The organism is Streptomyces sp. NBC_00503, from assembly GCF_036346895.1.
Classification (GTDB): domain Bacteria; phylum Actinomycetota; class Actinomycetes; order Streptomycetales; family Streptomycetaceae; genus Streptomyces.
Genome location: NZ_CP107855.1, coordinates 4,183,972 through 4,206,981, shown reverse-complemented (window position 1 = coordinate 4,206,981; position 23,010 = coordinate 4,183,972). Strand labels below are relative to the sequence as shown.

The window sequence follows — 23,010 nt, the reverse complement described above, 5'->3', positions numbered from 1 at the left end:
CGCCGTACGCACCTTCCGGCATCACACCGGACAGTTCCATGGGGGGATCGAACTCCGTTGTACCCGAAAGACATTCACCAGATATCCGAACTCCGGGCCGCCGACGGCACGGCGCTCGCCCTGCACCGCTGGGCCCCGCAGGACGGGGCGCCCGTCCACGGCGTGCTGTTCTACGTGCACGGCATCCAGAGCCACGCCGGCTGGCTGTTCGAGACCGGGCCCGAGCTGGCCGCGCGCGGCGTGGCCACGTACGCGCTGGACCGCCGCGGCTCGGGCGTGAGCGGCGGCGTCCGGGGCGACCTGCCCTCGGCCGAGGCGGTCCTGGAGGACTACCGGCTGGGTCTGGCCGCGGCGCGTCGGGAGCGTCCGGAGCTGCCGCTCACGCTCCTGGGGCAGAGCTTCGGCGGCAGCATCGTCGGGGCCCTGGCCGCGGTGAGCGGCCTGGACGTCGCCACCGTCGTCTACTGCACGCCCGCCCTGGGTCAGCAGCGGGCACGGTTCGGCTCCGTCGGTCTGGCGGCGGTGCGCCAACTGTCCGGCCGGGAGCGCGCGCCCATCGCGCTGGAGGACGAGGACTACACCGGCGAGGCGCGCTATCTGGAGTTCATGGCGAACGACCGGCTGATGCTGCGCCAGATCACCGATCGGACGCGGGCTGCCATGGTCGCGCTGGAGGACTCCTACGCGGAACTCCAGGTGCCGCTCGCCCCCGGGCCGGACATCCACTTCGTCCGCACCGGGCGTGACCCGATCATCGACCTGGACGTCTCGGAGAGGACGCTGCGCGCTCTGCACGGCGAGTTCACCACCACGTCGTTCGCCGCCCGGCACCACTACGTCGAGTTCTCGCCCGTCCGGCGGGACTACTGGGACTGGCTGGCGGGGATCGTCGTCCCGGCGGTGCCGGCGTGATCACCGAGGTGCGGGTGGCCCCGGTCGCCCTGCCGATGGGCCGACCGTTCGTGCACGCGGGGAAGGCCCGGGCCACCACCGCTTCGGTGGTGGTGGCGGTCCGCGCGGCCGGACACGAGGGCTTCGGCGAGGGCGCACCCCGGGAGTACGTCACCGGGGAGTCCCTGGCCGGTGCGGTCGAAGCGCTCCGGGCGTTCGGGCCCGAGCGGTTGAACCGCATGGTCGACGTGACGGACCTCGACGCGGCGCTGCGCGCGCTGGCGGAGCTGGACCTGCCCACCGTGGTCGGCGGCGCCCGCCCGATGCCCGCCGCGGCGGCCGCGCTGGAACTGGCCCTGTTCGACCTGGTCTGCAGGATCCACGGCGTGCCGGGCTCGGAGGCGTTGCGCCGGGTCCCCGGGGTGGCGGACATGCTGACCGCCCGGCCGGAGCCGGTGGCCGTGTCCTACGTCCTGGACATGGCCGGGGACCCGGCGGCCACGGTGGAACGACTGGAAGCCGAGGCCCTGCGGTCGGTCCGGCACATCAAGCTGAAGGCCACCCAGGACATTGGCGACTGCGTCCGGCGGGCCGAGTACGTACGGGGGAAGTTCGCCCCCGGGGCCACCCTGTCGGTCGACGTCAACGGCGACTGGGACCGCGCTACGGCACTGCGCGCGGCCCACGCGCTGCGGCCGCTGGGCATCGCCTGGTTCGAGGAGCCGGTGGCGCCCCGCGACTGGTCCGCCATGCGGGCCGTCCGCGAGGAGGGCGGCATCCCGGTGATGCTCGACGAGTCCTGCTGGGGACTCGACGACCTGGACACGGCCGCCCGGCTGGGCGCCGCCGACCTGGTCAACGCCCGCGTCAGCAAGTGCGGCGGCGTCTTTGCGACGCTGCGGCTGATCCGCCACGCCCGTGGGCTGGGGCTCGACGCCCAGCTGGGCGTGCACGTCGGCGAAGTCGGCCCGCTGTGGGCCGCCGCCCGGCTCCTGTCCTGCTCGGTGGGCCGGCTGGCCACCGTGGAGGCGGGCAAGCAGGACGAGTGGTTCCCCACCCCGCTGACCGAACCGCCCTACCGGGTGGACCGGCAGCACTACCTCGCCCACCCCCTGGAGGGCGCGGGCCTCGGGCCGGTCCCGGGCCCGGCGCTGCGGGACGCCTGCCACTGGACGGTGGCGGACGGCCGGGCGCACACGAGACACGACAGCGACAGCACCGCGACCACGTACGGCAACAGCACAGGAGATCTGTCATGACGAAGCGCACGGCCCTGCTCATCGGCGCCGCGGGAGGAATCCTCCAGGAGGTCGCGCGGGGGCTCGCCGCCGAGGGCCACGGCCTCGTCCTCTTCGACAGGGACGAGGAGGCGGTGACCGGCCTCGCGGAGGAGCTCGCCGCGCTGACGAGGACCGAGGCCGTGGTCGGCGACATCACCGACATCCCGGCCGCCGAACGGCAACTGACCGAGATCGTCGGCAAGCACGCGCCGTCCATCCTCGTCAACGGCGTCGGCGGCGACACCCGCGTCATCGGCTACGCCGACCTGGAGCGCGACCACTTCGACCAGACGTACCTGGAGAACGTGGTCAGCACCTGGATCGCGGTCAAGGTGTGCGCGCCGCGCATGGCCGCCGACGGCTACGGCCGCATCGTCAACTTCGCCTCCACGGGCGGCCGTACGTACAGCCACTTCAACAACGCCGCCTACGTGGGCGCGAAGGCGGCCGTCATCGGCATGACCAAGCAGATGGCCTACGAGCTCGCCGGCACCGGCGTCGTGGCGAACGTGGTCGCCCACGGCCCCGTCGCGACCGCCCGGGTGGCCGGCGCCTTCGAGCGGCGTGACGAGGCGGCGAAGAAGGCCGTGCTCTCCCGTCTGCCGATGGGCCGTTACGGCACGGTCTCCGAGGCCGCGGGCAGCGTGCTCCACCTGTGCTCCGAGAGCGCGGGCTACTCCACCGGCTCCGTCATCGACATCAACGGCGGCCTCTACATGTGACCGGGCCTTCCGGGCCACCACCAGCAAGGAGATTTCCGTGTCGGTATTTGTCGTCGAGTTCGAGTACAACGTAGGCCGCGACGAGCGCGAGAGGGTCCATGCGGACCACACGGCCTACCTCAAAAGCCTGACCGATCAGGGCGTGCTGCTGGCGGGCGGGCCGCTGCCGCAGGAGAACACCGGCCTGCTCGTGTACGCCACCGAGGACCGTCCGGCCCTGGACGCGGTCCTCGCCGAGGAGCCGTACGCCAAGAGCGGGTTCATCGCCGCCACGCGCGTGCGCGAGTGGCGCCCGGGCAAGGGCAGCTGGATCGCCGCCCGGTCCTGACCCGCACGGCGAGTACATCCGCCCGGACCGCCGCCGGGAAGCACCACAGCAAGTGAGAGAGAGATCAATGAGCGCATCACTGGTGGAACCGACGAACGTCCTGGAGCGCGGCATCACCGGCGCCGACGGAGGGGTGTCCTTCGCCCTGGAGCAGCTGCACACGTCCGTCGTCGACCCGCGCATGGACTCGATGCGGCTGCTGAGCGAGACCACGATGACGTTCCCCGACGCGATCTCGTTCTCCAACGGCGCGCCCTTCGACGGTACGCACGATGTCGCGAAGCTGCCCCTGTACCTGGAGCGCTATCTGGAGCACCTGCGGGAGAGCGGGGTGCCGGAGAAGAAGATCTCCCGGCTGATGTTCCAGTACGGCCCGGTGAACGGCTTCATCCAGGAAGAGGTCGCGCGCAACCTCAGGCAGGACGAGGGCATCGACGTCGCGCCCGAGTCCATCATGATCACCCAGGGCGCCCAGGAGGCCATGGTGATCGCCCTGCGGGCCCTGTTCACCTCGCCCGACCAGGTGCTGCTGACCGTCTCGCCCGCCTACGTCGGCATCGTGGGCGCCGCCAAGACCCTCGGCATCCCGATGCGCGGCGTACTGGAGGGCCCCGACGGCCTGGAGCCCGAGGCGGTCGCCGAGGCCGTACGGGCCGTACGGGCCGAGGGCAAGCAGCCGGTGGCGCTCTACCTGATCCCCGACTTCTCCAACCCGTCGGGAACCCAGCTGCCGCTGGAGGCGCGCAAGGAGCTGCTGGCCGTGGCCCGCCGCGAGGAACTGATCCTCCTGGAGGACAACCCCTACGGGCTGTTCGGCCGCGAGGGCGGGGAGCTGCCCACGCTCAAATCCCTCGACGACACCCGCCACGTCGTCTACCTGGGCTCGTACTCCAAGACCGCGTTCCCCGGCGCGCGGCTCGGCTTCATGGTCGCCGACCAGCCGGTGACCGGCCCCAACGGCACGCAGCGGCCGCTGGCCGCCGAGCTGTCGAAGACCAAGAGCTTCCTCACCGTGGGCACCTCCTCGCTCTCCCAGGCGGTGCTCGGCGGCATCCTCGTCGAGGCCGACTACGACCTGCGCAGCGCCAGCCGCGCGACGGCGCAGGTGTACCAGGCCCGGCTGCAGGCCGTCCTGGAGGCACTCGCCGCGCACTTCCCGCCCGAGGAGCACGCGCAGCACGGGGTCAGCTGGAACGTGCCGGGCGGCGGGTTCTTCCTGATGCTGCGGGTCGGCTTCGAGGCGGACCTCGCGGCGATGGAGCGCTCAGCCCGCGACTACGGGGTCAGCTGGGCGCCGATGACCATGTTCTACGTCGACGGCGGCGGCGACCGGATGATCCGCCTCGGGTTCAGCAACCTGGCGGTCCCGGACATCCGCGAGGGCATCGCCCGCCTCGCCCTCTTCATCGAAGACACCCCGCGCACGGACCGCTGAGCGCGCTGCCCCCGTAGAACCACCCCGCAGGACCGCCCCGCAGGACCGCCCCGCAGGGCCCACCCACCGAACACCGAGGAACACACCATGGACGCCCAGAGCGTTTTCGTACTGACCGACGAGGAGCGCGCACAGCTCGGCGAGGTCGCCGACCAGCTGGCCGCGGCCCTGCCCGCGGAGATCGACCACCCGGACTGGATGAGCCGGGGCCGTGACCTCTCCGCCACGATCCCCTCCCGACTGGCCGCCCGCATACGGCAGTTCCGCCACGACCCGGGCCCGGACGGCAGCATCCTGATCCGCAACCTCCCGGTGCGCGAGGCCGAACTGCCGGACACCCCGCAGGCCCTGGGCTCGGTGGAGAAGACGCCCGGCCACTCCTCCTCGGTCATCGCCCTGACCACCCTCCAGCTCGGCGAGATCATCGCCTACCGCAACGAGAAGTCCGGCGCGCTGGTGCAGAACGTGGTGCCGGTGCCCGGCCAGGAGGCCGAGCAGAACAACGCCGGTTCCAAGCGGCTGGGCATGCACGTGGAGAACACCTTCCACGACAACCGCCCCGACTTCGTCGCGCTGTTCTGCCTGCGCGGCGACCACGACCGGGTCGCGGAGCTGCAGATGACCTCCGTCCGCCAGGCGCTGGGACTGCTGTCCGATGCGGACCGCAAGGTGTTGTCCGAGCCGCGCTACGTCACTCCGCCGCCGTCCTCGTTCCCCACGCAGAGCGCGTCCGAGCCGCACGCGCTGCTGATCGGCGCCGCGGACGACCCGAACGTGCGCGCCGACTTCATCAGCACCGAGGCGCTCGACGAGGAGGCCGCGCGGGCCAAGGACGCCCTGGAGGAGGCCTTCGCGGAGGTCGTGCGGGGAATCAAGCTGGAGCCCGGCGACCTGGCGATCGTCAACAACCACCTGGTGCTGCACGGCCGCAGCCACTTCACGCCCCGCTACGACGGCAAGGACCGCTGGCTGCACCGGACGTTCGTCCAGCTCGACCACCGCCGCTCGCGTGCGGTCCGCCAGGGCAACGGCAACGTCCTGGACTAGTCCGTCCAGTCCGTCACCCGAACGCGGTGCGGCCCCGGACCGGGCCCCGGTCCGGGGCCGCACCGCCCGCAGAAGGAGGGCACCGTGCGCGTTTCGCTGGTGCAGATCGAAGTGGACCCCGACGAGCCGGTGCGCGGCCGGCGCGCCCGCGCGGCCGCTCTCGTACGGGCACAGCGCGGCCGGGACCTGGTCGTGCTGCCCGAGCTGTGGCCGGTGGGCGCGTTCGCGTACGACGCGTGGGAGGACGCGGCCGAGCCGCTGGACGGCCCGACGGCCGAAGCCATGTCGGCGGCGGCGCGGGACGCCGGCGTGTGGCTGCACGCCGGTTCCGTGGTGGAGCGGGACGGGTCGGGCGGGCTGTACAACACCTCTCTCGTCTTCGACCCGGAGGGCGGACTGCGCGCCGCCTACCGGAAGATCCACCGCTTCGGCTTCGACGAGGGCGAGGCCGTCGTCATGGGGGGCGGCCGCGAGATCGTCACGGCGGCGGCGCCTTTCGGCATCCTGGGCCTCGCGACCTGCTACGACCTGCGTTTCCCCGAGCAGTTCCGGCTGCTGGTGGACGCGGGCGCGCAGATCCTGGCGATCCCGGCGGGCTGGCCGTCCCGCCGCCTCGAACACTGGCGCCTGCTCGCCCGGGCGCGAGCGGTGGAGTCGCAGGCCTTCGTCCTGGCGTGCTGCACCGCGGGCACCCACGCGGGCGTCGAACAGGCAGGTCACAGCATGGTCGTCGACCCCTGGGGCACCGTCCTGGCGGAAGCGGGCCCGGACGAGGAGGTCCTGCACGTGGACCTCGACCCCGGGCAGGTCGCCACGGTCCGCGCGGAGTTCCCCGTCCTGCGGGACCGGATCCTGGGCCTGCCGGACCCGTGGGGCCGAACCGGGGGCGCCTTGTAGGGGGCGCCCGCTGGACCGCGTCCCGCCGTCAGACGGCTTCTGCGGTTTTGGTGGAGAGTGCTACGTGGCGCCATTGGTCGAGTTCGCGTCGCACCAGGTCCAGCTTCGCCTCGATGCGCTCGATCGCGTCCGCGCCCAGCTGCAGGCGCAGCGGCGGGTCGGGCACCTCGGTGATGTCGACGACGGCTTTCGCGGCCTTCGCCGGATCACCCTGCTGACGGCCGTCGTTCGCGGCCATTGCCTCGCGCACCGGCCCCGCGCCGGCGTCGTAGTCGGCGATGGAGGCCGGTTCGACCTGGATGCTCTGCTTGCTGAGGAAGTCGGTGCGGAACCCGCCCGGCTCCACGATCGTGACGCGGACACCGAGCGGGGCCAACTCGCCGTGCAGCGCCTCGGAGATGCCTTCGAGGGCGAACTTCGAAGCCCCGTACAGGCCCACCGCCGGAGCGGTGGCGAAGCCGCCCACCGAGCCGATGTTCAGCACGTGTCCGGAGCGCTGGGCGCGCAACGTCGGCAGGGTCGCCCGCAACGTGTTGAGCACGCCGAAGACGTTGACGTCGAACAGGGCCCGTGCGGCCTCGTCGGAGGTCTCCTCGATCGCGCCCACGAGACCGTAACCGGCGTTGTTGACCACGATGTCGAGCCCGCCGAACTTCGCCAGACCGGCCTCCACCGCGGCCGTCAGCTGCTCCGGTTCGGTCACGTCCGCGTCCACCGCCAGCAGCCGGTCCGGCGCGTGCGGGTGGGCCCGGAGCACCGCTGACGCATCCCGCGCCGTAGCGATCACGCTGTGCCCCCGGTCCAGCGCTTCCCGGGTTATCTCCGCGCCGAGCCCCCGCGATGCCCCGGTGACAAACCAAACGCTCATGTCTCTCCCCTGTTCCGATGACCCGATGGGTCGGTGGCCCGGTGGGCCGACACTTCGACGCTAGAACCTAGAGTCCTGTCTAGATCAACAGCTGCGTGAGGGAAGGGCGCTCATGGACCTGAGCATCGGTGAGGTGGCACGGCGCACGGGGCTGAGCGTGCACGCGCTGCGGTTCTACGAGCGGGAGGGCCTCTTCGCCAACCCGGTGCGCCGCCTGTCCAACGGCCGCCGGATCTATCACGAAGAAGACCTGGAGTGGCTGGCCATCTGCACGAAGCTCCGCTCCTCCGGCATGCCCCTGGCGTTGATCCGGCAGTACGTCGAACTGGCCCGTCAGGGCCCGGGCAACGAACACGAGCGCCTCCAGCTGCTGCGCCGGCACGAAAGCCACGTAGAAACGCAGATCCGCGAACTGCAGGACACCCTGGACGTGATGCGGCACAAGGTGCGGATCTACGAGGACCATCTCGCCCGCGGTGAAGCCGACCGGCTGTGGAATCCGTCCCGGGACCGCCCTTAAGCGGTACGCAGCAGGTCCCGGAAGACGGTGGCCGCGGGGCTGGAACCCGGCCCGTGTGCAGGCGCGGTCGAGCACTCCACGGATGCCCGTGCCGCGCGGCAGGCTGATCAGCGGGCGGTCGCGAAGCTCGGCCAACGCAATGCCCGTGCGGTCCGGGGCCGTGAGGGCGGGGTCGTCCGGGGCGACGGCTGCGACCAGGGGGGACGTCGACCAGGACGTGGAGACAAACGCCGGGCGGGGGCTCCTCGTCCGCGAGTCCGATCACGGCGACGCCGAGTTCCCCGCGGTGCAGCGCGGCGAGCATCCGCTCCGAGGTGTCCTCGGTCAGGGCGATCTCCACCGCGGGGTGGTCCTCGTGGAACCCGGCCAGGACGGCGGCCAGGTCGAACTCATCGACTGCCGCGGCCGCGCCCGAGACGAGGCCGAGGGTGACCTGGCCGCGCAGCAGCCCGGTGAACTCCTGCGCGGTCTGCCGTACCGCTTCGACGGCGGTGAGCGCGGCCCGCAATTCTTCGGAGCCGACCTGGACGGCATCGAACTCCGCGCCACCGACCTCGACTGGTCCTTCGGTACCGGAACGCCTCTGTCCGGCACCGCACAGGACCTCCTCCTGCTCGCCTACGGCCGACGGCTCCCGCCAGGCCATCTCCGGGGCGAACCGGGCGACCGCTTCCTCGCCGCGCAGTCCGGCCCGCCCGGCCCGACGGGTCACGCTCAGTCCCCGGGGACGACGAGCCCCGACTCGTAGGCCGCGATCACGAGTTGCGCCCGGTCACGGATCCCCAGCTTTCCCATGATCCGGCTCACGTGGGTCTTCGCCGTGAGGGGGCTCAGGGCCAGCGCGTCGGCGATCTCGGTGTTGTTGAGGCCCCGGGCCACGAGGGTGAGGACCTCGCGTTCCCGCGCGGAGAGCGGGTCGAGGGCGGCGGGGGCCGGGGCGGAGCCGGGGGTGCGCAGGACCCGGGCGATCAGCCGGGCCGTCGGGCCCGGGGAGAGGAGGGCCTCGCCGCCGGCCACCGTACGGATGGCGGCCAGGAGCTCGGCCGGCCTGGTGTCCTTCACGAGGAAGCCGGAGGCCCCGGACCGCAGCGCTTCGACCACGTTCTCGTCGGTGTCGTACGTCGTCAGGACCAGGACCTTCACCCCGGCCAGGTCTTCGGCGGAGGCGATGAGCCGGGTCGCCTCGATGCCGTCGGTGCCCGGCATCCGGATGTCCATGACGACCACGTCGGCGCGCTCGGAGTGGGCGAGGTCGAAGGCCTCGCGCCCGTTGCCCGCCTGTCCGACGACCTCCATGTCGGGCGCCGATTCGATGAGCATCGCGAAGGCCGCCCGTACGAGGGTCTGGTCGTCGGCGAGGAGGACGCGGATGACGGGGGTGACGGGGTCGGGCCCGGCGGACGGCGGTGTGGTCATGCTGATGCCTCCGGGGAACGGGGTGGGAACGGGGGTGGGAGCGGCAGGCTCGCCGCGACTTCGAAGCCGCCGCCGGAGCGGGGGCCCGTCCGTACGGTGCCGCCCACGCTGCGGGCCCGCTCGCCCATGCCGACGATGCCGAAACCCGGAGCGGTGGAGTCCGCCCCCGGGCCGCGGCCGTCGTCGCTGACGGTGATGCGGAGGGAGCCGTCCGCCTCCGCCACCCGGACCCGGACCGTGGCCCCGGGACCCGCGTGGCGGACCGCGTTGGTCAGCGACTCCTGGACGATGCGGTAGGCGGCGGCCCCCACGGCCGGCGGGACATGGACCCCGTCGGTGTCCAGGGTCAGCTCCGCCTCGGCCGCACGGACCAGATCGGGCAGCCCCGCGAGGTCCGGCAGCGGCCCGCGCTCGTCGGCGCGGAGCACGGTCAGGGTGGTACGCAGCTCCGCGCGGGCCTCGCGGCAGGTGTCGGCGATGGAGTCCAGCGCCTCGGCGATCGCGGCCCGGTCGAGCCGGTCCGGGTCGACGGCGAGGACATGAGCGGCGACCGCGGTGCGGACACCGATCAGGGTGATGCTGTGGGCCAGCAGGTCGTGCAGGTCGCGGGCGATGCGTAGACGCTCCTCCGCGATCTTGCGGTCGGCGTCCTGTCCGGCCCGGGCGCGCTCCTCGGCCAGGTACCTGCGGTAGTTGCGCACGGCGACCCCGAGCACGAGGGCCGCCACCAGCCAGCCGGAGGTGCGCAGTACGTCCAGGGCGCGGTGGACGCCGTTGAACGACATGGCGGTCACCGCGAAGCCCACGACGCACGCGCCGGCCGTCACCGTCCGGCGGACGGTGCCGGTGGCGGCCACGGTGTACAGGGCGAGCATGCCGGCCGGCACGGGGGCGGCGTGGGCGTTGTCGAGCAGCTGGTACGGGGCGATGCAGGCGACGACCGCGACCAGCACCCCGAGCGGACGGCGCCGCCGCCACGCCAGGAGCAGGGTGCAGCAGGCGAGCAGCACCCAGCCCAGCGCGTCCGGCCGCAGGGCGGTGTCGGCGTACGCCATGGCCGCGGCGAGGATCCCGACAGCGGCCGCGATCACCGCGTCGTTGCGCGTCGGGTGCGCGGCCGCCAGGGGGTCCTGGTGCAGCACGCGCAGTACACGGGCGGCCGCGCTCGGGGGGTCGGTCACTTCTGCCACCGGGACATCGTCGCTCTCACCGCCGGTCGCCGACCAGGGTGGGGGTGGGCGCGGCAGCGGGGGCCGGGGCGCCGGAGGGACGGCCCGGCCACCACACCCGGTGGCCCAGCAGCACGCTGGCGCTGGTGACCAGGTACGTGCGGACGAGGAAGGTGTCCAGGATCACCCCGACCGCGACGACCGTGCCCATCTCCACGAACATCACCAGCGGCAGCGAGGCGAGCACCGCGAAGGTGGCCGCCAGGACGATCCCGGCCGAGGCGATCACTCCGCCGGTGGTGCGCAGCGCGGTCAGCGCGGCCTGCCTCGGATCGACGCCGCGCCGGGTCTCCTCGCGGGTGCGGTGCATCAGGAAGATGCCGTAGTCGACGCCGAGGGCGACCAGGAAGACGAAGGTCAGCAGCGGCAGCCCCGGGTCGACGCCGGTGAAGCCGAACAGCGGGCCGAAGACCAGTCCGCCGATGCCCAGCGCCGCGCCCCACACCAGGACGACGGCGGCGACCAGGAGCAGCGGGGCGACCAGGCTGCGCAGCAGCAAGGCGAGGACGAGCAGCACCGCGAGGAGGACGAGCGGGATGACGATCAGGCGGTCGTGGGCGTTGGTGGCGGCCAGGTCGAGCTGCTGGGCGCTGGCGCCGCCCACGTGCGCGGCGTCCTCGCCCCCGACCCGCGCTCCGTCGAGTGCGGCTCGCAGCCGTCCGATGGTGGCGCTCTCCCCCGCGGACTCGGGCGCGGACTCGGCGGTGACGGCGATCTCGGTCCAGCCGCCGCCGCTGCGGCCCCGCTCGGCGCCCGCGATTCCCTCGACGGACCTGGCTCGGGCCAGGATCCGGTCGGCGGCTCCGGTGGGCGCCATGACCTCGATGGGCCGGCTGCTGCGGTCCGGGAAGGCCTCGGCCAGCGTTCCCATGGCGGCGATCGACTCGGGCTTGCTGGTGAAGCTGTCCTCCTTCTTGAGCGCCCCGGGCAGGGCGAACACGCCGAGCGCCAGCGCGCCCAGCAGCACGACTCCGGTCACGAGCACGGCCACCGGCCGCCTGCCCGCCGAACTCCCCATCGCGGCGAAGACGTTCAGCCCGCGCCGCTGCTTGGGCTCACTGCCGTACGCGGGGATCAGCGGCCAGAACACCCGCCGTCCCAGCAGCACCAGGACCGCCGGCAGCAGCGTCGTCATCGCGATCAGCGCGCACAGCACGCCCACCGCTCCGACCGGTCCGAGGCCACGGATGTTGTTGAGGTCGGCGGCGAGCAGGCAGGCCAGCCCCGCCACGACGGTCCCGCCGGAGGCCAGTACGGCCGACCCGACACCGCGCAGCGCGCGGCGCATCGCGTCGTACGGCAGCGGCGTGCGACGCAGCTCGTCCCGGTAGCGGGCGACGAGCAGCAGGGCGTAGTCGGTACCGGCGCCGAACACCAGGACCGTCATGATCCCGGCGCTCTGGCTGGTCACGGTGAGCCCGAAGCCGGAGGCGAGCCCGTACACGGCGGCCCGCGCACAGACGGCCGCCGCCCCGACCACCAGCAGCGGCACCAGCCACAGCACCGGGCTGCGGTAGGTGAGGATCAGGAGCAGGGCCACCACCAGCCCGGTCGCCAGCATCAGCGTCCCGTCGATGGAGCCGAACACCTCCTTGGCATCGACTTCGACGGCGCCGTCGCCGCCGACCCACACGCCCAGCCCGTCGCTGCCGCGCGCGTGGGCCCGTACGTCCTCCACGAAGGCCTTCTTCGCGGCGTCGTCCGTACCGGGCGCGGCCGTGGACACCGCGTACATGAGGGTGGCGCCGTCCGCGGAGGGGACGCCGGGTCCGCGGAGGGTCGCGCCGAAGTCCCGGGGATCCTTCGAAGCGGCGAGCAGCGCAGGGGACTTGGCGGCCCCGGACCCGGACCCGGACCCGGACCCGGACCCGGACCGGGCATCGGCCGTACCCGCCGGGGGGACGGTGACCGCCGCGACCTGCCGTTCGGCGGTCTCCCGGTCGGCGGCGGTCAGCCCGCCGTCGCGGTGGTAGACGAGCAGCACGCCGGTCGCCTCGCCGCCGGGCAGCTTCTCCTGGAGCCTGGCCACCTGCGTCGAATCGGCGCCCGACGGCAGGTAGTCCGCCGTCCGGTCGCGCTGTACGTCCGCCAGCCCGCCCGCGAACGACCCCGCGACGGCGATCACGATCACCCACAGCGCCAGCACGCCCCAGGGAACCACCTTGTGGCGCCTGCCCGTTGACACTCTCCGCGCTGCCTGCGCGTCCTGCTCCGCCTGCCCCATCTCGGGCCCCTCCGCATGGACTCGGCCCGGTGGCCCCGATGGCCCGCCCGGTTGAATCCAGCGTCCCGTCCCCGACGCACCGTTCCCTCAGGCCGACGCAGGAGATCGCCCCTACTCCCCCGGGCGTCCCGGAGCTCCCCGTACTCCCCGGGGAGTAGCGCCGCGCGCCCCGCGCGGGGTTTCGTCGGTGGGAGATGGCGGCCATTCTGACTGTATGACTTGGACGAGGTCGGCTTGGATCTGCGGTGCTGTCTGGGTGGTCGCCGCCGCATCCCTCATCGCGTACTTCACCACGGTCGGGCTCGACCAGGCGGACAAGCTGGCGAGCGCCATCGGCCTGCCGGTCACCCTGCTCGGACTGGCAGGCCAGGTGTTCTCCCTGGTCATGGCGCACCGCACGGCCGCGCCGGGGCCTGATCCCGAGTACGTCGGCGGGTCCAAGATCTCTGTCAGCCGGGTACGCGGGCGGTCGCGGGTGACGCTGCGGCGGCAGGCCCGGACCGGACCGGTCCCCCCGCCGGCGACCGGTTCGCACGTCGAGGGGAACCAGGTCCAGGTCGACGGCGCGGGCGAGTCAGTGGTCGAGGAGCGGTGAGCCCTCCGCGCGGCTGGCTGGCCCGGCCCGGGCAGCTGGTCACGGTGCACGGCAACATGACCGTCGTCGAACGGGTCGGCAGCTCCGTCGTACAGAACTTCGAGAAGCCGCCGCTCTACCGCCTGGGGCCCGCCACCCGGGCGCCGCTCGACATCGACCGGGAAGAGGCGCGGGAGCAGCCCAGTCAGCTGCTCAACCCCCGTTGCCGTCAACCGGAGTTCGTGGGACGGGCCGCACTGTTCGCGGAACTGCGGAACTGGTGCGGCGCCAGAGCCCCCGCGTCCGCCCTGCTGCTCCACGGCCCCGGCGGTCAGGGAAAGTCGCGGGTGGCCGAGGAGTTCGCGCGGCAGTGCCGGGACGAGGGATGGACCGTGTTCCAGGTGCGGCACGGGAGCGACCGGATGACCCGCGCCCACACCCCCGTACCGGAGGCGGACACCGGGTCCGAAGGGCTCCTGCTGATCGTCGACTACGCCGAACGATGGCCAGGCCAGGACCTGACCGACTTCATGAGCGACTGCACGGGGCAGGACGGCCGCGCGCTGCGGATGCTGTTCATCGCCCGCGCCGCCACCGGCTGGTGGAGCACGCCGTCCAAACACCTGTGGGATCTGGGCGTGCCGGTCCACGAACGCGAACTGCCCGCCCTCACCGAGGAGATCGACCGCGCCACCCTGTTCACGGCGGCGCGCGACCACTTCAGCGCTGCGCTGGGCGTCACGGTCCCGCCCCGCACACCGCCCGATCTGGGCGGCGACGGGTTCGCCACCGTACTGGCAGTGCACATGGCGGCGCTGGCCGAGGTGGACGCCCTGCGCCGGGGCCACGAGCCGCCGCGCAGCCCGTCCGAGATCTCCACGTACCTGCTCCTGCGCGAGCAGACGTACTGGGAGCAGCTGTGGACCGGCGGCCGGGTCACGATCCCGCCCGGCACCTTCGCCCGCACCGTGTACGCGGCCACCCTCACCGGCGCCGTTCCGTGGCCCCAGGCCCGCGAGGTGCTCACACGTCTCGACATCAACCCCGGCGATCCGGGCCGGGCCCTCGACGACCACGCCGTGGCCTACCCCGCACGCCAGCCCGACACGGTGCTGGAACCGCTCTACCCCGACCGGCTCGGCGAGGACTTCATCGCCCTGATGCTGCCGCACGGCCCGATGCGCTCCCTGATCCACACCGCATGGACCACGCAGGCACCCCAGCAGCTGTTCTCCGTCTCCGACCGGTCGCTCGAAGGCCTGGCCTGGCCCCGGCGCGCGCTGATCACCTTGATCGAGACGGCCCAGCGCTGGGAGCACGTGGCCGAACGGCAGCTCACGCCGCTGCTCACCGCCCGGCCCACGCTGGTACACCGGGCCGGTTCCGCCGCGCTCTCCGCTCTCGTACGGATCCCTTCGCTGCCGGCGGAGCTGCTGGACGACATCGAGTCGAGCCTCCCGTTCCGGGACCCGGAACTCGACGCGGGCGCGGCCGAGATCGCCCGGCACCTGGCCCCGTACCGATTACGGCGCGCGGCCGGGGACGCGGCGACCCTGGCCGAGGTCCACAACCAGCTCGCCCACCGCCTCCAGGGCATCGGGGAGTACGCGGCCTCCGTCACCCAGATCGAGGAGTCCCTCCGGCTCCTCAGGGAACTCGCCCCGCAGGGCGAGCACCACCGGGAGCAGCTGGCCGCCTCCCTGGACTGGGCCGGGATCATGTACGAGTTGAAGGGTGACCGCGTTCGGGCCCTGGAGTGCAGCAGGGAGGCCGTCGCGCGGTACCAGGAGCTGGCGGAGCTCCACAGGGACGAGCCGGAGACGCACGGCAGGCTCCAGCGGCGGCTGACCTACGTCCTGGCCAATCTTTCGGGCCGCGTCCAACTCGGTCCCGCCGACAAGCTCGAGGTGGCGAAGGAGGCGGTGGACGCCTGTCGGGCCCTCGTCCACGGCGGCTCGGTCCCGGACGACGTGGAGCTCGCCGGGGCCCTGCACAACCTCGGCAGGGCGCTCCAGGGGCTGGGGCGGACCGAGGAGTCGCTCGCACCGATGCGGGAAGCGGCCGGGATCCGGCGGGAACAGGCCGCCCGGGACTTCGCCTTCTACGCCGAGTACCTCGAACAGGTCCTGCGCATGCTCACCTACCACCTCGCCCTCGTGGACCGGTGGGAGGAGGCCCGGGGCAGCATGCGCGAACGCGTCGGCGTCCTGCGGAGGTTGGCCGAGGCCGATCCCGGCCGGTTCGCCGGGCCGTTGGCGAAGGCGGAGGAGCTGATGCACGCCATCGGACCTCCCGATGGGTCCCATCACTGAAGCGGTCGGTGACAGGGCGCGATGTCGCCGTAGCGTCCGTTGCGGGGCACGCAACGCCGGCAACCTGGCCGACACGGACGGCAACGACAAGACGGTGGCCGACCCCGACTGGCGCCCGCTCTCGCAGGACGTCAACGGCAACTCCTTCTCGCCCGCCTTCCCGTCGTACGTCTCCGGCCACTCCGGGATCGTCGGCGCCTGGGCCGGTGCAATGCAGAGCTTCTACGGGCGTGACGACATCGCCTTCACCGGCGGCGTCCGGCGCCACCAGTCCGCACACGGCAGTGCACGCGGCTACGACCGGATGGCGGCGGCGGGACCGTGCGTGGCGGACCGGCGAGGCCCCGACGAAGCCCACTTCATCGCCGAGCGGGACAGCGTCTACCTGGCCAGTGTCAGTGAGACCGGCTGGCCCTACATCCAGCACCGCGGGGGCCTCAAGGGGTTCCCGCGGGTCCTCGGCCCGGCCGCCGTCGCGTTCGCCGACTACCGCGGGAACAAGCAGTCGGGCACGACCAGGCCGGCCCTCGGGTGGAGCGAGAGGTTGCCGAGGGTGAGGAACATCGCGTTCCCCACGTAGTCGGGCCAGCGCAGGTGGGTCGGTGAAAGCGCCTTCAGGAAGCCGGGGTTGCCACCCCGGTGCGAGGCGTCGGCGTCGCCGTCGGGCGATGCGGTGGAGATGAAGAAGGTGTCCGTACCGGCGATGGTCGCCCGCTGGGACTCGCTCAGTTCCCGGGAGCGGCGCACGACGCGTTCCCCGGCGGCCGGGACCAGGGTGAAGTCCCGCTTCTGCAGGTACTTGGGGCAGTTGGAGATCACCTGGTCGAGTTCGACCCGCAGTCCGGCGCCGTCCGGCCGGGCCAGGTCGTTCATCCGCATCCGCCGCCGGGTGGCGGGCTCGATCGCGATCATGCCGAGCTCGGCAGGGCCCCCGAGGACCCCGCGAGGGGGTCCTCGGGGATGGGCCGGGCCCCGATGCTCAGGGTCACCGGGCCGGGGGCGTGGAGGAACCCCGGCTCTCCTGTGAGCAGCGAGGACCAGATCCGGTTCCCTTCCGGCAGGGTACGGGCTTGTTGGATCCGGCGGTTTAGAAGAAGCCGCAGGTGGGAGCAGCCTCGGTGGGAGCGATCGCTCCCTCGGCGCCGGACGGCGCGTAGATCTCCAGGCGGATCCCGTCCGGGTCGCTGAAGAAGATTCCGCCGGAGGCGACGCCCTCGCCGTGCGGCACCACGCCGTCGTACGCGAACTCGGCGTCCAGGCCCCGCAGCACCTGCTCCGCCTCCTTGACGATGTCGATCGAGTCCACCTGGAAGGACAGGTGGTGCAGACCGGACCGGTCCTTGGGGTGCGCCCCGGTGCTCTGCTGCCAGAGCGTGATCAGGAGCTTGCCGTCGGCGCCGAGGAACGCGAAGCGGCGGCCCTCCTCCTTGCCCTCGGCGGCTACCTCGAAGCCGAAGACCTTCTTGTAGAAGTCCACGGACCGGTCCAAGTCCGTGACGTTCAGCCCGACATGGCCGGTCTGCAGTGACTTGATGGCGCTCATGTTCACCACTCGCATTCGGTAGGGATGGAAGGGGTTCCTAACCTCTGAAAGAGAGGTTAGGGGTTAGGGACAACGGGTGTCAACTGCTCCAGCGCCGTTGACTGGTTAGGCTTGCGCCGAAGCTTCCCGAGACGACTCGCACCCTTCGCGCGAACCACTGAGGAAGGACGGATGTCGTGGCAATCCCGGACCCCCGGCCACTGGCGGGCGAACCGCTCTCCATCGACCTGCTCAACACCCGTTGGATGGAGAACGAAACCCTTCGCGACCTGTTCGACACCCCCGACGGCCTGGCGGTCTGGCTCGACTCCGACATCGCCGCCCGAGAGCTGAGCGGCCACGAGGTCCAGGCCGACCGCGAAACGCTCGATGCCCTGCTCGCCGCCCGCTCCGCCCTCGCCGCCCTCATCGACTCCCCGGCCGATCCCGCGGGACTGAAGGCACTCAACGCCGTGCTCGCTCACGGCTGCGTGCGCCACGGCATCGACGGGGACGGGCCCGTCCAGCGCGTCGAGGTCGACAGTGCGCTCTGGCTGCCGGCCTGGGTGGCCGCCGACAACTACCTGCGGCTCCTCGGGGACCGCCCCGAGCGGATCCGTCCCTGCGCCAACCCCGACTGCGTCCTGCACTTCTACGACACGTCCAAGAACGGCACCCGCCGCTGGTGCTCGATGTCCGGCTGCGGCAACCGCGCCAAGGCCTCCCGCCACTACGCACGGCACCGCCGGGACTGACCCGATGGGCCGGTCCCGGCGGCTCGATGGCTCGACGGACTGCGGGCCCCCGGCACGGACGTGCCGGGGCCCGGTACATGGGGGCCGGGGGCCACGGGAGGGCTACCACCAGTAGGAGGGGTAGCGGGCGGTCTGCCCACTACGACCCGTGACCACGCCGATCAGTCGAAACGGTGATGACGGCCGTGCCCGCCCTGGCCGGGGCCTTGCTGGCGAAGGATGCCCTGCGCCCTGCTGAGACTTCTTCACCAACCATGGCCGCGAAGCCACGGAGACGGTCCGTGCGCCCGACGGAATTCCGGGTTGCTCAGTCAGGTAACGGCAGCCGCTCCAGAAGGACGGCTGTCCCTGGGCCCGGTCGCCCCCGCCCCCCGAACCAGGCCGCGGTATGAAGAATTCATACCGGGAACATGAGGTTTAGTACCTGGTGAGGGGCCCGAGTGATCGTGAAGACTCTGTGGTGGCAGAACACAGGCCCGCCGACCTGCGGGCCATCGCTACAGGGGGACACCACTCATGAACGCCACCGCACTGCTCACACTTCCGCTCCAGGGCGACGCCGAATGCGGCATCGTCATCGAGGACCTGGACGCCGTCGGCACGGACGCCGTCGCGATGCTCACCTTCTGTCTGCGCCAGGCCGAGCTGCCGGTCCACACCGCGAGGACGGCCGGGCTCGCGGCATGACCGGCGGCGGTGGGGTGGCGGAGGCGCCGCTCGGGTTCAAGCGGCACCTGCGGCTGACGGTCGTACCCGACGAGGCGGCCTACCTGGTCTCGCCCCGGGCGGTGACCGCCCTGCGCGGCAGGCCGGCCGAGGTACTGGCCCCGCTGCTCGACGGGGACCGGACCTGCGCGCAGATCCTCGCCGAAGCGGCGGCGGAACTGCCCGCCGAGCAGGCGGTGGCGGCCCTGCGCAGCCTCGTAGCGGGGGGTCTCGTACGCCCCTTCGCCGCTTCACCGACCGCTGATCCGGCCGCCGAGGCGTACTGGGACCTCGCCGGACTCGACGGCGGCGCGGCGGGCGAGGAGCTGGCCAACGGCCGCGTGCGGGTGGTCGCCCTGGCCGGAACGGACGCCGCGGACGCCGAAGAGGCCTGCCGCCGCTCGGGGATCGAGGTGGCGGGCGACGGCGAGACGGCGGCGCTCACGCTGGTCCTGTGCGCCGACTACCTCGACCCGGAACTCGCCGAGGTGGACGCCCGGCACCGGGCGGCCGGCCGGCCCTGGCTGCTGGCCCGGCCGGTCGGCGCCGAACCGTGGACGGGGCCGGTCTTCCGGCCGGGGCAGGGGGCCTGCTGGCACTGCCTGCGTACCCGGCTGCGCGGGCACCGGCGTTCCGAGCTGCCGTTGCAGCAGGCGCTCGGGGTGACGGGACCGCTCGCCCGCGCCGAGGCCTCGCTGGACGCCGGACGCGCCATCGGCCTGCACACCGCCGTCCTGGAGGCCGCCAAATGGCTGGCCGGCCTGCGGCACGAGGGACAGGACGCCGTCCACACCCTGGACACGCTCACCCTGCGCGGCGGCCTGCACCCGGTGACGCGCAGGCCGCAGTGCCCGGAGTGCGGTGACGGAGGGCTGGTGGCGACCCGGGTGCGCCGCCCGGTCGAACTGTCCTCGCAGCCGAAGAACCCGGCGGCGGGCAACGGTCACCGGGTGCTGACCCCGGACCAGATGCTCGCCCGGTACGGGCACCTGATCGACCCGGTGACGGGCATCGTCAAGGACGTACGCCGTGACCCGCGCGGCCCCGCGTTCGTGCACAGCTACGTGTCGGGGCACAACCTGGCGCTCGCCCCCGAAACCCTCGGCGGTCTGCGGGCTGGGCTGCGCGCCCTGTCGGGCGGCAAGGGCCTGACCGCCGAGGAGGCGCGGGTCGGCGCCCTGTGCGAGGCCGTGGAGCGGTACTCCGGTTCCTGGCAGGGCGACGAGCCCTCGCTGCGCGCCCGCTACCGCGAGCTGGGCCCCGTAGCCGTGCACCCCTCCGAGATCCAGCTGTACGACGAACGGCAGTACCGGGACCGGGAGGTGTGGAACTCCGCGCACTCCGCCTTCCACCACGTCCCGGCCAGGTTCGACGAGGACGAGCTGGTGGACTGGACCCCCGTCTGGTCCCTGACCGCGGGCCGCCAGCGCCTGGTGCCGACCTCCCTGCTGTACTTCTCGGCCGGCGCGGGCCTGCCGGGGGCGCCACGGGCCGACTCGAACGGCAACGCGGCGGGCGGCACCCTGGAGGACGCGGTCCTCCAGGGGTTCCTGGAACTGGTGGAACGCGACGCGGTCGCGCTCTGGTGGTACAACCGCACCCGGCAGCCCGCCGTCGACCTGGACGCCTTCGGCGCACACGAGCCCTGGCTGGGCCCGCTGCGCGAGGAGTACCGCTCCATCGGGCGCGAGGTCTGGGTCCTGGACCTCACGGCCGACCTGGGCATCCCCGTGATGGCGGCGCTGTCGCGACGGACCGACAAGCCGGCCGAGGACGTGCTCTTCGGGTTCGGCGCGCACCTGGACCCGGCCGTGGCCCTGCGCAGGGCGATGACGGAGATGGGCCAGCTGCTGCCCGCCGTCGCGGACGCCGCGGCGGACGGCAGCGGGTACGCCCTCAAGGACGAGGAGCCGTACACCTGGTGGACCACCGAGACCGTGGCCCGCCAGCCGTACCTGCTGCCGGACGGGGCGCAGCCCGCCCGGGGACCCGGCAGCTGGGAGTACCTGCCGCGGACGGACCTCGCGGAGGACCTCGACGCCATGGTCGAACTGACCCGTCGCCACGGCCTGGAGATGCTGGTCCTCGACCAGACGCGGCCCGACATCGGCTTGCCTGTGGCCAAGGTGATCGTGCCGGGCCTGCGGCACTTCTGGGCCCGGTTCGGCCCCGGGCGGCTGTACGAGGTGCCGGTGGCGCTGGGGCGGCTGGAGAAGCCGACCGGCTTCGCGGACCTGAATCCGATTCCGCTGTTCGTCTAGTCCGGTTCCTCGAGGAGCCGCTGGTCAGATCGGGTGGACCACGGTCTGACAGCTGCGTTCCGTTTCTTTCCGCGGACGGTACTCATATCGTATGCTCCGGTCCGGAATGCGGACATGGGAGCCAGGGGGGCCGGAATGAACGACGACCACAGCGCCGCCCGGACACCGCAGAGGCTGGCCGACGCCGCCGAGAGCATGGCGCCCAGACTCGCCCGCGCCATGCTCTACGCGATCCTCGCGTCCTACCTGCTGATCACCCTGCTCAACATCCTCAGCGAGAGCCTCAGCCTCCTCGCCGTGCTCGCCAGCATGGCCGGGGTGCTCGGAGTCTTCGCCCTCCAACTCCTGCACTCCTCACCGGACACCCGCCGCGCCCCGCTGCGCCGCAGGATCGTTCCGCTCGCCGTACAGGCAGCCCTGACCTTCCTGCCGCTCATGGTCCTGCACTGGCAGTGGGGCAGCATGGGCGGCTTCTTCGCGGCCTCCTGCCTGCTGCTGCTCCCCCGGCGGACCGGCTGGGCGTTGTACGGCCTGACCGGCGTGCTGATGATGCTCTACGCCGGCTTCGCCGGACTGCCGGTCGCCGACATCTTCTACATGGGCCAGTCCACCTGGCTCACCGGCATCGTCGTGTACGGCATCTCCCGGCTGACCGAGCTCGTCGTCGTGGTCCACGAGACCCGCAGCGAACTGGCCCGGCTCGCCGTCACCAACGAACGGCTGCGCTTCGCCCGCGACCTGCACGACCTCCTCGGATACAGCCTCTCCGCGATCTCGCTGCGCAGCGAACTGATCCGCCGCCTGCTCCCGGCCAGCCCGGAGCGCGCCCGCGAGGAGGTCTCCGAGGTGCTCGACATCTCCCGTCAGGCGCTGGCCGACGTCCGGCTGGTGGCGAGCGGCTACCGCGACATGTCCCTGGTCCAGGAGTGCGCATCCGCCCGGGAGGTGCTGCGGGCCGCCGAGGTCGACGCCGGCCTCAGCGTCTGCGTCGGCGAGCTGTCGCCCGCGGTGGACACCGTACTGGCCACCGTGCTGCGGGAGGGGATGACCAACCTGCTCCGGCACAGCCGGGTCCGCAGCTGCGTCATCGAGGCGGTCCAGGAGGACGGCTCCGTCCGACTGTCGGTGGTCAACGACGGCGTCGAGGCCGGCGTCCGCGAGGTCGATCCGCACGGCGGCAGCGGGCTGGGCAACCTGGGACAGCGGGTCCGCGCGATGGGGGGCGAGCTCACCTTCGGCCTGCGCCCCGACGGCCGCTTCCAGCTGACCGCCACCGTGCCCTCCGAGTCGGCCCCGGCCTCCCCCGGGCCGGAACTCCAGCCCCTGAAGGTGCTGCGCAGACTGTCGCGAAGAATGGCCGCCTGATGTCCGCACCCGCCGCAACCGCCACGCCCCCCGAGACACCCGTGGTGCGGATCCTGCTCGCCGAGGACGTGCACATCGTCCGCGGCGCACTGGTCGCGCTGCTCGGACTGGAACCCGACTTCGAGGTGGTCGCGGACGTCGCCCGGGGCGATGCGATCCTGCCCGCCGCCCTGCTGCACAAGCCCGACGTGGCCCTGCTCGACGTCGACCTGCCCGGCATCGACGGACTGGCCGCCGCCGCACAGCTCGCCGTACAGCTGCCGTCCTGCCGGACCCTGATGCTCACCAGTCTCGGGCAGCCCGGCACCCTGCGCCGGGCACTGGACGCCCAGGTCGCGGGCTACATGCTCAAGGACGCCCGGCCGGAGCAACTGGCCGCCGCAGTCCGGTCGGTGGCGGCCGGGCAGCGGGTGATCGACCCGCAGCTGGCGATGTCGGTCTGGGAGAGCCTGGAGTGCCCGCTCACCGCGCGCGAGACCGAGGTGCTGCAACTGGCCTCGCCGGGCGCACGGGTCACCGAGATCGCGCGGGCCCTGCACCTGTCGGAGGGCACCGTGCGCAACTACCTCACGTCGATCGTGGTCAAGGTCGGCGGCCGCAACCGCATAGACGCCATCCGGATCTCGCGCGAGGCGGGCTGGATCTCCTGAGGCGGTACG

At 72.6% G+C, this 23,010-nt stretch carries 22 protein-coding genes and 3 pseudogenes; 17 read left to right on the top strand and 8 right to left on the bottom strand.

Annotation, left to right across the window (positions count from 1 at the left end; all coding sequences use genetic code 11):
• Window positions 1-57: 57 nt before the first annotated feature.
• The 7 genes from OG490_RS19680 to OG490_RS19650 all read left to right on the top strand — a co-directional run bounded on the left by OG490_RS19680 (window position 58) and on the right by OG490_RS19650 (window position 6,600).
• Window positions 58-912 carry an alpha/beta hydrolase gene (locus OG490_RS19680; protein ID WP_330297611.1) on the top strand — a complete coding sequence of 285 codons (855 nt, stop codon included), beginning with the start codon at window positions 58-60 and terminating at the stop codon, window positions 910-912.
• Entirely contained in the window at window positions 909-2,150 is a 1,242-nt protein-coding gene (locus tag OG490_RS19675) for an enolase C-terminal domain-like protein (RefSeq protein ID WP_330297610.1), read from the top strand. Before OG490_RS19680 ends, OG490_RS19675 begins: the two co-directional genes overlap by 4 nt.
• Window positions 2,147-2,893 carry an SDR family NAD(P)-dependent oxidoreductase gene (locus tag OG490_RS19670; protein WP_330297609.1) on the top strand — a complete coding sequence of 249 codons (747 nt, stop codon included), beginning with the start codon at window positions 2,147-2,149 and terminating at the stop codon, window positions 2,891-2,893. Before OG490_RS19675 ends, OG490_RS19670 begins: the two co-directional genes overlap by 4 nt.
• 37 nt (window positions 2,894-2,930) lie before the next feature.
• Window positions 2,931-3,221: a YciI family protein gene (locus OG490_RS19665; RefSeq protein WP_330297608.1), complete on the top strand. Its 291-nt coding sequence runs from the start codon at window positions 2,931-2,933 to the stop codon at window positions 3,219-3,221.
• A 67-nt stretch (window positions 3,222-3,288) separates the two neighbouring features.
• A complete protein-coding gene (locus tag OG490_RS19660) occupies window positions 3,289-4,656 on the top strand; it encodes an aminotransferase-like domain-containing protein (RefSeq protein ID WP_330297607.1) in 1,368 nt (455 codons plus the stop codon).
• Window positions 4,657-4,743: 87 nt separating this feature from the next.
• Window positions 4,744-5,703, top strand: a complete 960-nt coding sequence (locus OG490_RS19655) for a TauD/TfdA family dioxygenase (RefSeq protein ID WP_330297606.1) — start codon at window positions 4,744-4,746, stop codon at window positions 5,701-5,703.
• 84 nt (window positions 5,704-5,787) lie between these two features.
• Complete coding sequence (locus OG490_RS19650; RefSeq protein WP_330297605.1) at window positions 5,788-6,600, top strand: carbon-nitrogen family hydrolase; 813 nt, start codon at window positions 5,788-5,790, stop codon at window positions 6,598-6,600.
• A 28-nt stretch (window positions 6,601-6,628) separates the two neighbouring features.
• Here the strand turns inward: OG490_RS19650 and OG490_RS19645 are convergent, their stop codons facing one another.
• Entirely contained in the window at window positions 6,629-7,468 is an 840-nt protein-coding gene (locus OG490_RS19645; RefSeq protein WP_330297604.1) for an oxidoreductase, read from the bottom strand.
• Between the two features lie 112 nt (window positions 7,469-7,580).
• On the opposite strand from OG490_RS19645, the gene OG490_RS19640 reads away from it, so the two are divergent.
• Window positions 7,581-7,988, top strand: a complete 408-nt coding sequence (locus OG490_RS19640) for a MerR family transcriptional regulator (protein ID WP_330297603.1) — start codon at window positions 7,581-7,583, stop codon at window positions 7,986-7,988.
• Between the two features lie 90 nt (window positions 7,989-8,078).
• Here the strand turns inward: OG490_RS19640 and OG490_RS19635 are convergent.
• Window positions 8,079-8,186, bottom strand: a pseudogene (locus OG490_RS19635) (LysR family transcriptional regulator); the annotation flags it as partial.
• A 109-nt stretch (window positions 8,187-8,295) separates the two neighbouring features.
• Window positions 8,296-8,496: pseudogene (locus tag OG490_RS19630) on the bottom strand (LysR family transcriptional regulator); the annotation flags it as partial.
• Between OG490_RS19630 and OG490_RS19625 the strand changes: the two are divergent.
• A pseudogene (locus OG490_RS19625) lies at window positions 8,494-8,736 on the top strand (hypothetical protein); the annotation flags it as partial. The pseudogenes OG490_RS19630 and OG490_RS19625 overlap by 3 nt on opposite strands.
• Here OG490_RS19625 and OG490_RS19620 read toward each other — a convergent pair.
• From OG490_RS19620 to OG490_RS19610, 3 genes are read right to left on the bottom strand one after another with little or no spacing between them, the layout of a single operon-like run.
• Window positions 8,703-9,404: a response regulator transcription factor gene (locus OG490_RS19620; protein WP_330297602.1), complete on the bottom strand. Its 702-nt coding sequence runs from the start codon at window positions 9,402-9,404 to the stop codon at window positions 8,703-8,705. The pseudogene OG490_RS19625 and the gene OG490_RS19620 overlap by 34 nt on opposite strands.
• A complete protein-coding gene (locus OG490_RS19615; protein WP_330297601.1) occupies window positions 9,401-10,594 on the bottom strand; it encodes a sensor histidine kinase in 1,194 nt (397 codons plus the stop codon). Before OG490_RS19615 ends, OG490_RS19620 begins: the two co-directional genes overlap by 4 nt.
• 16 nt (window positions 10,595-10,610) lie before the next feature.
• Complete coding sequence (locus OG490_RS19610; protein ID WP_443065842.1) at window positions 10,611-12,779, bottom strand: MMPL family transporter; 2,169 nt, start codon at window positions 12,777-12,779, stop codon at window positions 10,611-10,613.
• 334 nt (window positions 12,780-13,113) lie between these two features.
• Between OG490_RS19610 and OG490_RS19605 the strand changes: the two genes are divergently transcribed.
• Genes OG490_RS19605 through OG490_RS19595 form a run of 3 tightly spaced genes read left to right on the top strand, consistent with a single transcriptional unit; the run spans window position 13,114 to window position 16,323 of the window.
• Entirely contained in the window at window positions 13,114-13,452 is a 339-nt protein-coding gene (locus OG490_RS19605) for a hypothetical protein (RefSeq protein WP_330297599.1), read from the top strand.
• On the top strand, window positions 13,449-15,743 hold the full coding sequence (locus OG490_RS19600) for a tetratricopeptide repeat protein (protein ID WP_330297598.1): 2,295 nt from the start codon (window positions 13,449-13,451) through the stop codon (window positions 15,741-15,743). The genes OG490_RS19605 and OG490_RS19600 overlap by 4 nt, the downstream gene beginning before the upstream one ends.
• Window positions 15,727-16,323 (top strand): hypothetical protein, encoded by a 597-nt coding sequence (locus OG490_RS19595; RefSeq protein ID WP_330297597.1) that lies wholly within the window; start codon window positions 15,727-15,729, stop codon window positions 16,321-16,323. The genes OG490_RS19600 and OG490_RS19595 overlap by 17 nt, the downstream gene beginning before the upstream one ends.
• Here OG490_RS19595 and OG490_RS19590 read toward each other — a convergent pair.
• Window positions 16,230-16,655: a hypothetical protein gene (locus tag OG490_RS19590; RefSeq protein WP_443065841.1), complete on the bottom strand. Its 426-nt coding sequence runs from the start codon at window positions 16,653-16,655 to the stop codon at window positions 16,230-16,232. The genes OG490_RS19595 and OG490_RS19590 overlap by 94 nt on opposite strands.
• Before the next feature lie 175 nt (window positions 16,656-16,830).
• Window positions 16,831-17,286 carry a VOC family protein gene (locus tag OG490_RS19585; RefSeq protein ID WP_330297596.1) on the bottom strand — a complete coding sequence of 152 codons (456 nt, stop codon included), beginning with the start codon at window positions 17,284-17,286 and terminating at the stop codon, window positions 16,831-16,833.
• 176 nt (window positions 17,287-17,462) lie between these two features.
• Between OG490_RS19585 and OG490_RS19580 the strand changes: the two genes are divergently transcribed.
• From OG490_RS19580 to OG490_RS19560, 5 genes are all read left to right on the top strand, one after another.
• Window positions 17,463-18,020, top strand: a complete 558-nt coding sequence (locus OG490_RS19580; RefSeq protein ID WP_330297595.1) for a CGNR zinc finger domain-containing protein — start codon at window positions 17,463-17,465, stop codon at window positions 18,018-18,020.
• 516 nt (window positions 18,021-18,536) lie between these two features.
• Complete coding sequence (locus OG490_RS19575) at window positions 18,537-18,707, top strand: hypothetical protein (protein WP_330297594.1); 171 nt, start codon at window positions 18,537-18,539, stop codon at window positions 18,705-18,707.
• Complete coding sequence (locus OG490_RS19570; protein ID WP_330297593.1) at window positions 18,704-20,986, top strand: TOMM precursor leader peptide-binding protein; 2,283 nt, start codon at window positions 18,704-18,706, stop codon at window positions 20,984-20,986. The genes OG490_RS19575 and OG490_RS19570 overlap by 4 nt, the downstream gene beginning before the upstream one ends.
• Before the next feature lie 135 nt (window positions 20,987-21,121).
• Window positions 21,122-22,351: a sensor histidine kinase gene (locus OG490_RS19565; RefSeq protein ID WP_330297592.1), complete on the top strand. Its 1,230-nt coding sequence runs from the start codon at window positions 21,122-21,124 to the stop codon at window positions 22,349-22,351.
• On the top strand, window positions 22,351-23,001 hold the full coding sequence (locus OG490_RS19560; protein WP_330297591.1) for a response regulator transcription factor: 651 nt from the start codon (window positions 22,351-22,353) through the stop codon (window positions 22,999-23,001). Before OG490_RS19565 ends, OG490_RS19560 begins: the two co-directional genes overlap by 1 nt.
• The last annotated feature ends 9 nt before the right edge of the window (window positions 23,002-23,010 follow it).

What these genes read in the sequence shown, in the direction of transcription:
- OG490_RS19670 (WP_330297609.1), top strand. Translation starts at nt 2,147, where the DNA reads ATGACGAAGCGCACGGCCCTGCTCATCGGCGCCGCGGGAGGAATCCTC.
- OG490_RS19660 (WP_330297607.1), top strand. Translation starts at nt 3,289, where the DNA reads ATGAGCGCATCACTGGTGGAACCGACGAACGTCCTGGAGCGCGGCATC.
- OG490_RS19655 (WP_330297606.1), top strand. Translation starts at nt 4,744, where the DNA reads ATGGACGCCCAGAGCGTTTTCGTACTGACCGACGAGGAGCGCGCACAG.
- OG490_RS19645 (WP_330297604.1), bottom strand. Translation starts at nt 7,468, where the DNA reads ATGAGCGTTTGGTTTGTCACCGGGGCATCGCGGGGGCTCGGCGCGGAG.
- OG490_RS19640 (WP_330297603.1), top strand. Translation starts at nt 7,581, where the DNA reads ATGGACCTGAGCATCGGTGAGGTGGCACGGCGCACGGGGCTGAGCGTG.
- OG490_RS19620 (WP_330297602.1), bottom strand. Translation starts at nt 9,404, where the DNA reads ATGACCACACCGCCGTCCGCCGGGCCCGACCCCGTCACCCCCGTCATC.
- OG490_RS19595 (WP_330297597.1), top strand. Translation starts at nt 15,727, where the DNA reads ATGGGTCCCATCACTGAAGCGGTCGGTGACAGGGCGCGATGTCGCCGT.
- OG490_RS19590 (WP_443065841.1), bottom strand. Translation starts at nt 16,655, where the DNA reads ATGATCGCGATCGAGCCCGCCACCCGGCGGCGGATGCGGATGAACGAC.
- OG490_RS19585 (WP_330297596.1), bottom strand. Translation starts at nt 17,286, where the DNA reads ATGAGCGCCATCAAGTCACTGCAGACCGGCCATGTCGGGCTGAACGTC.
- OG490_RS19575 (WP_330297594.1), top strand. Translation starts at nt 18,537, where the DNA reads ATGAACGCCACCGCACTGCTCACACTTCCGCTCCAGGGCGACGCCGAA.
- OG490_RS19570 (WP_330297593.1), top strand. Translation starts at nt 18,704, where the DNA reads ATGACCGGCGGCGGTGGGGTGGCGGAGGCGCCGCTCGGGTTCAAGCGG.
- OG490_RS19565 (WP_330297592.1), top strand. Translation starts at nt 21,122, where the DNA reads ATGAACGACGACCACAGCGCCGCCCGGACACCGCAGAGGCTGGCCGAC.
- OG490_RS19560 (WP_330297591.1), top strand. Translation starts at nt 22,351, where the DNA reads ATGTCCGCACCCGCCGCAACCGCCACGCCCCCCGAGACACCCGTGGTG.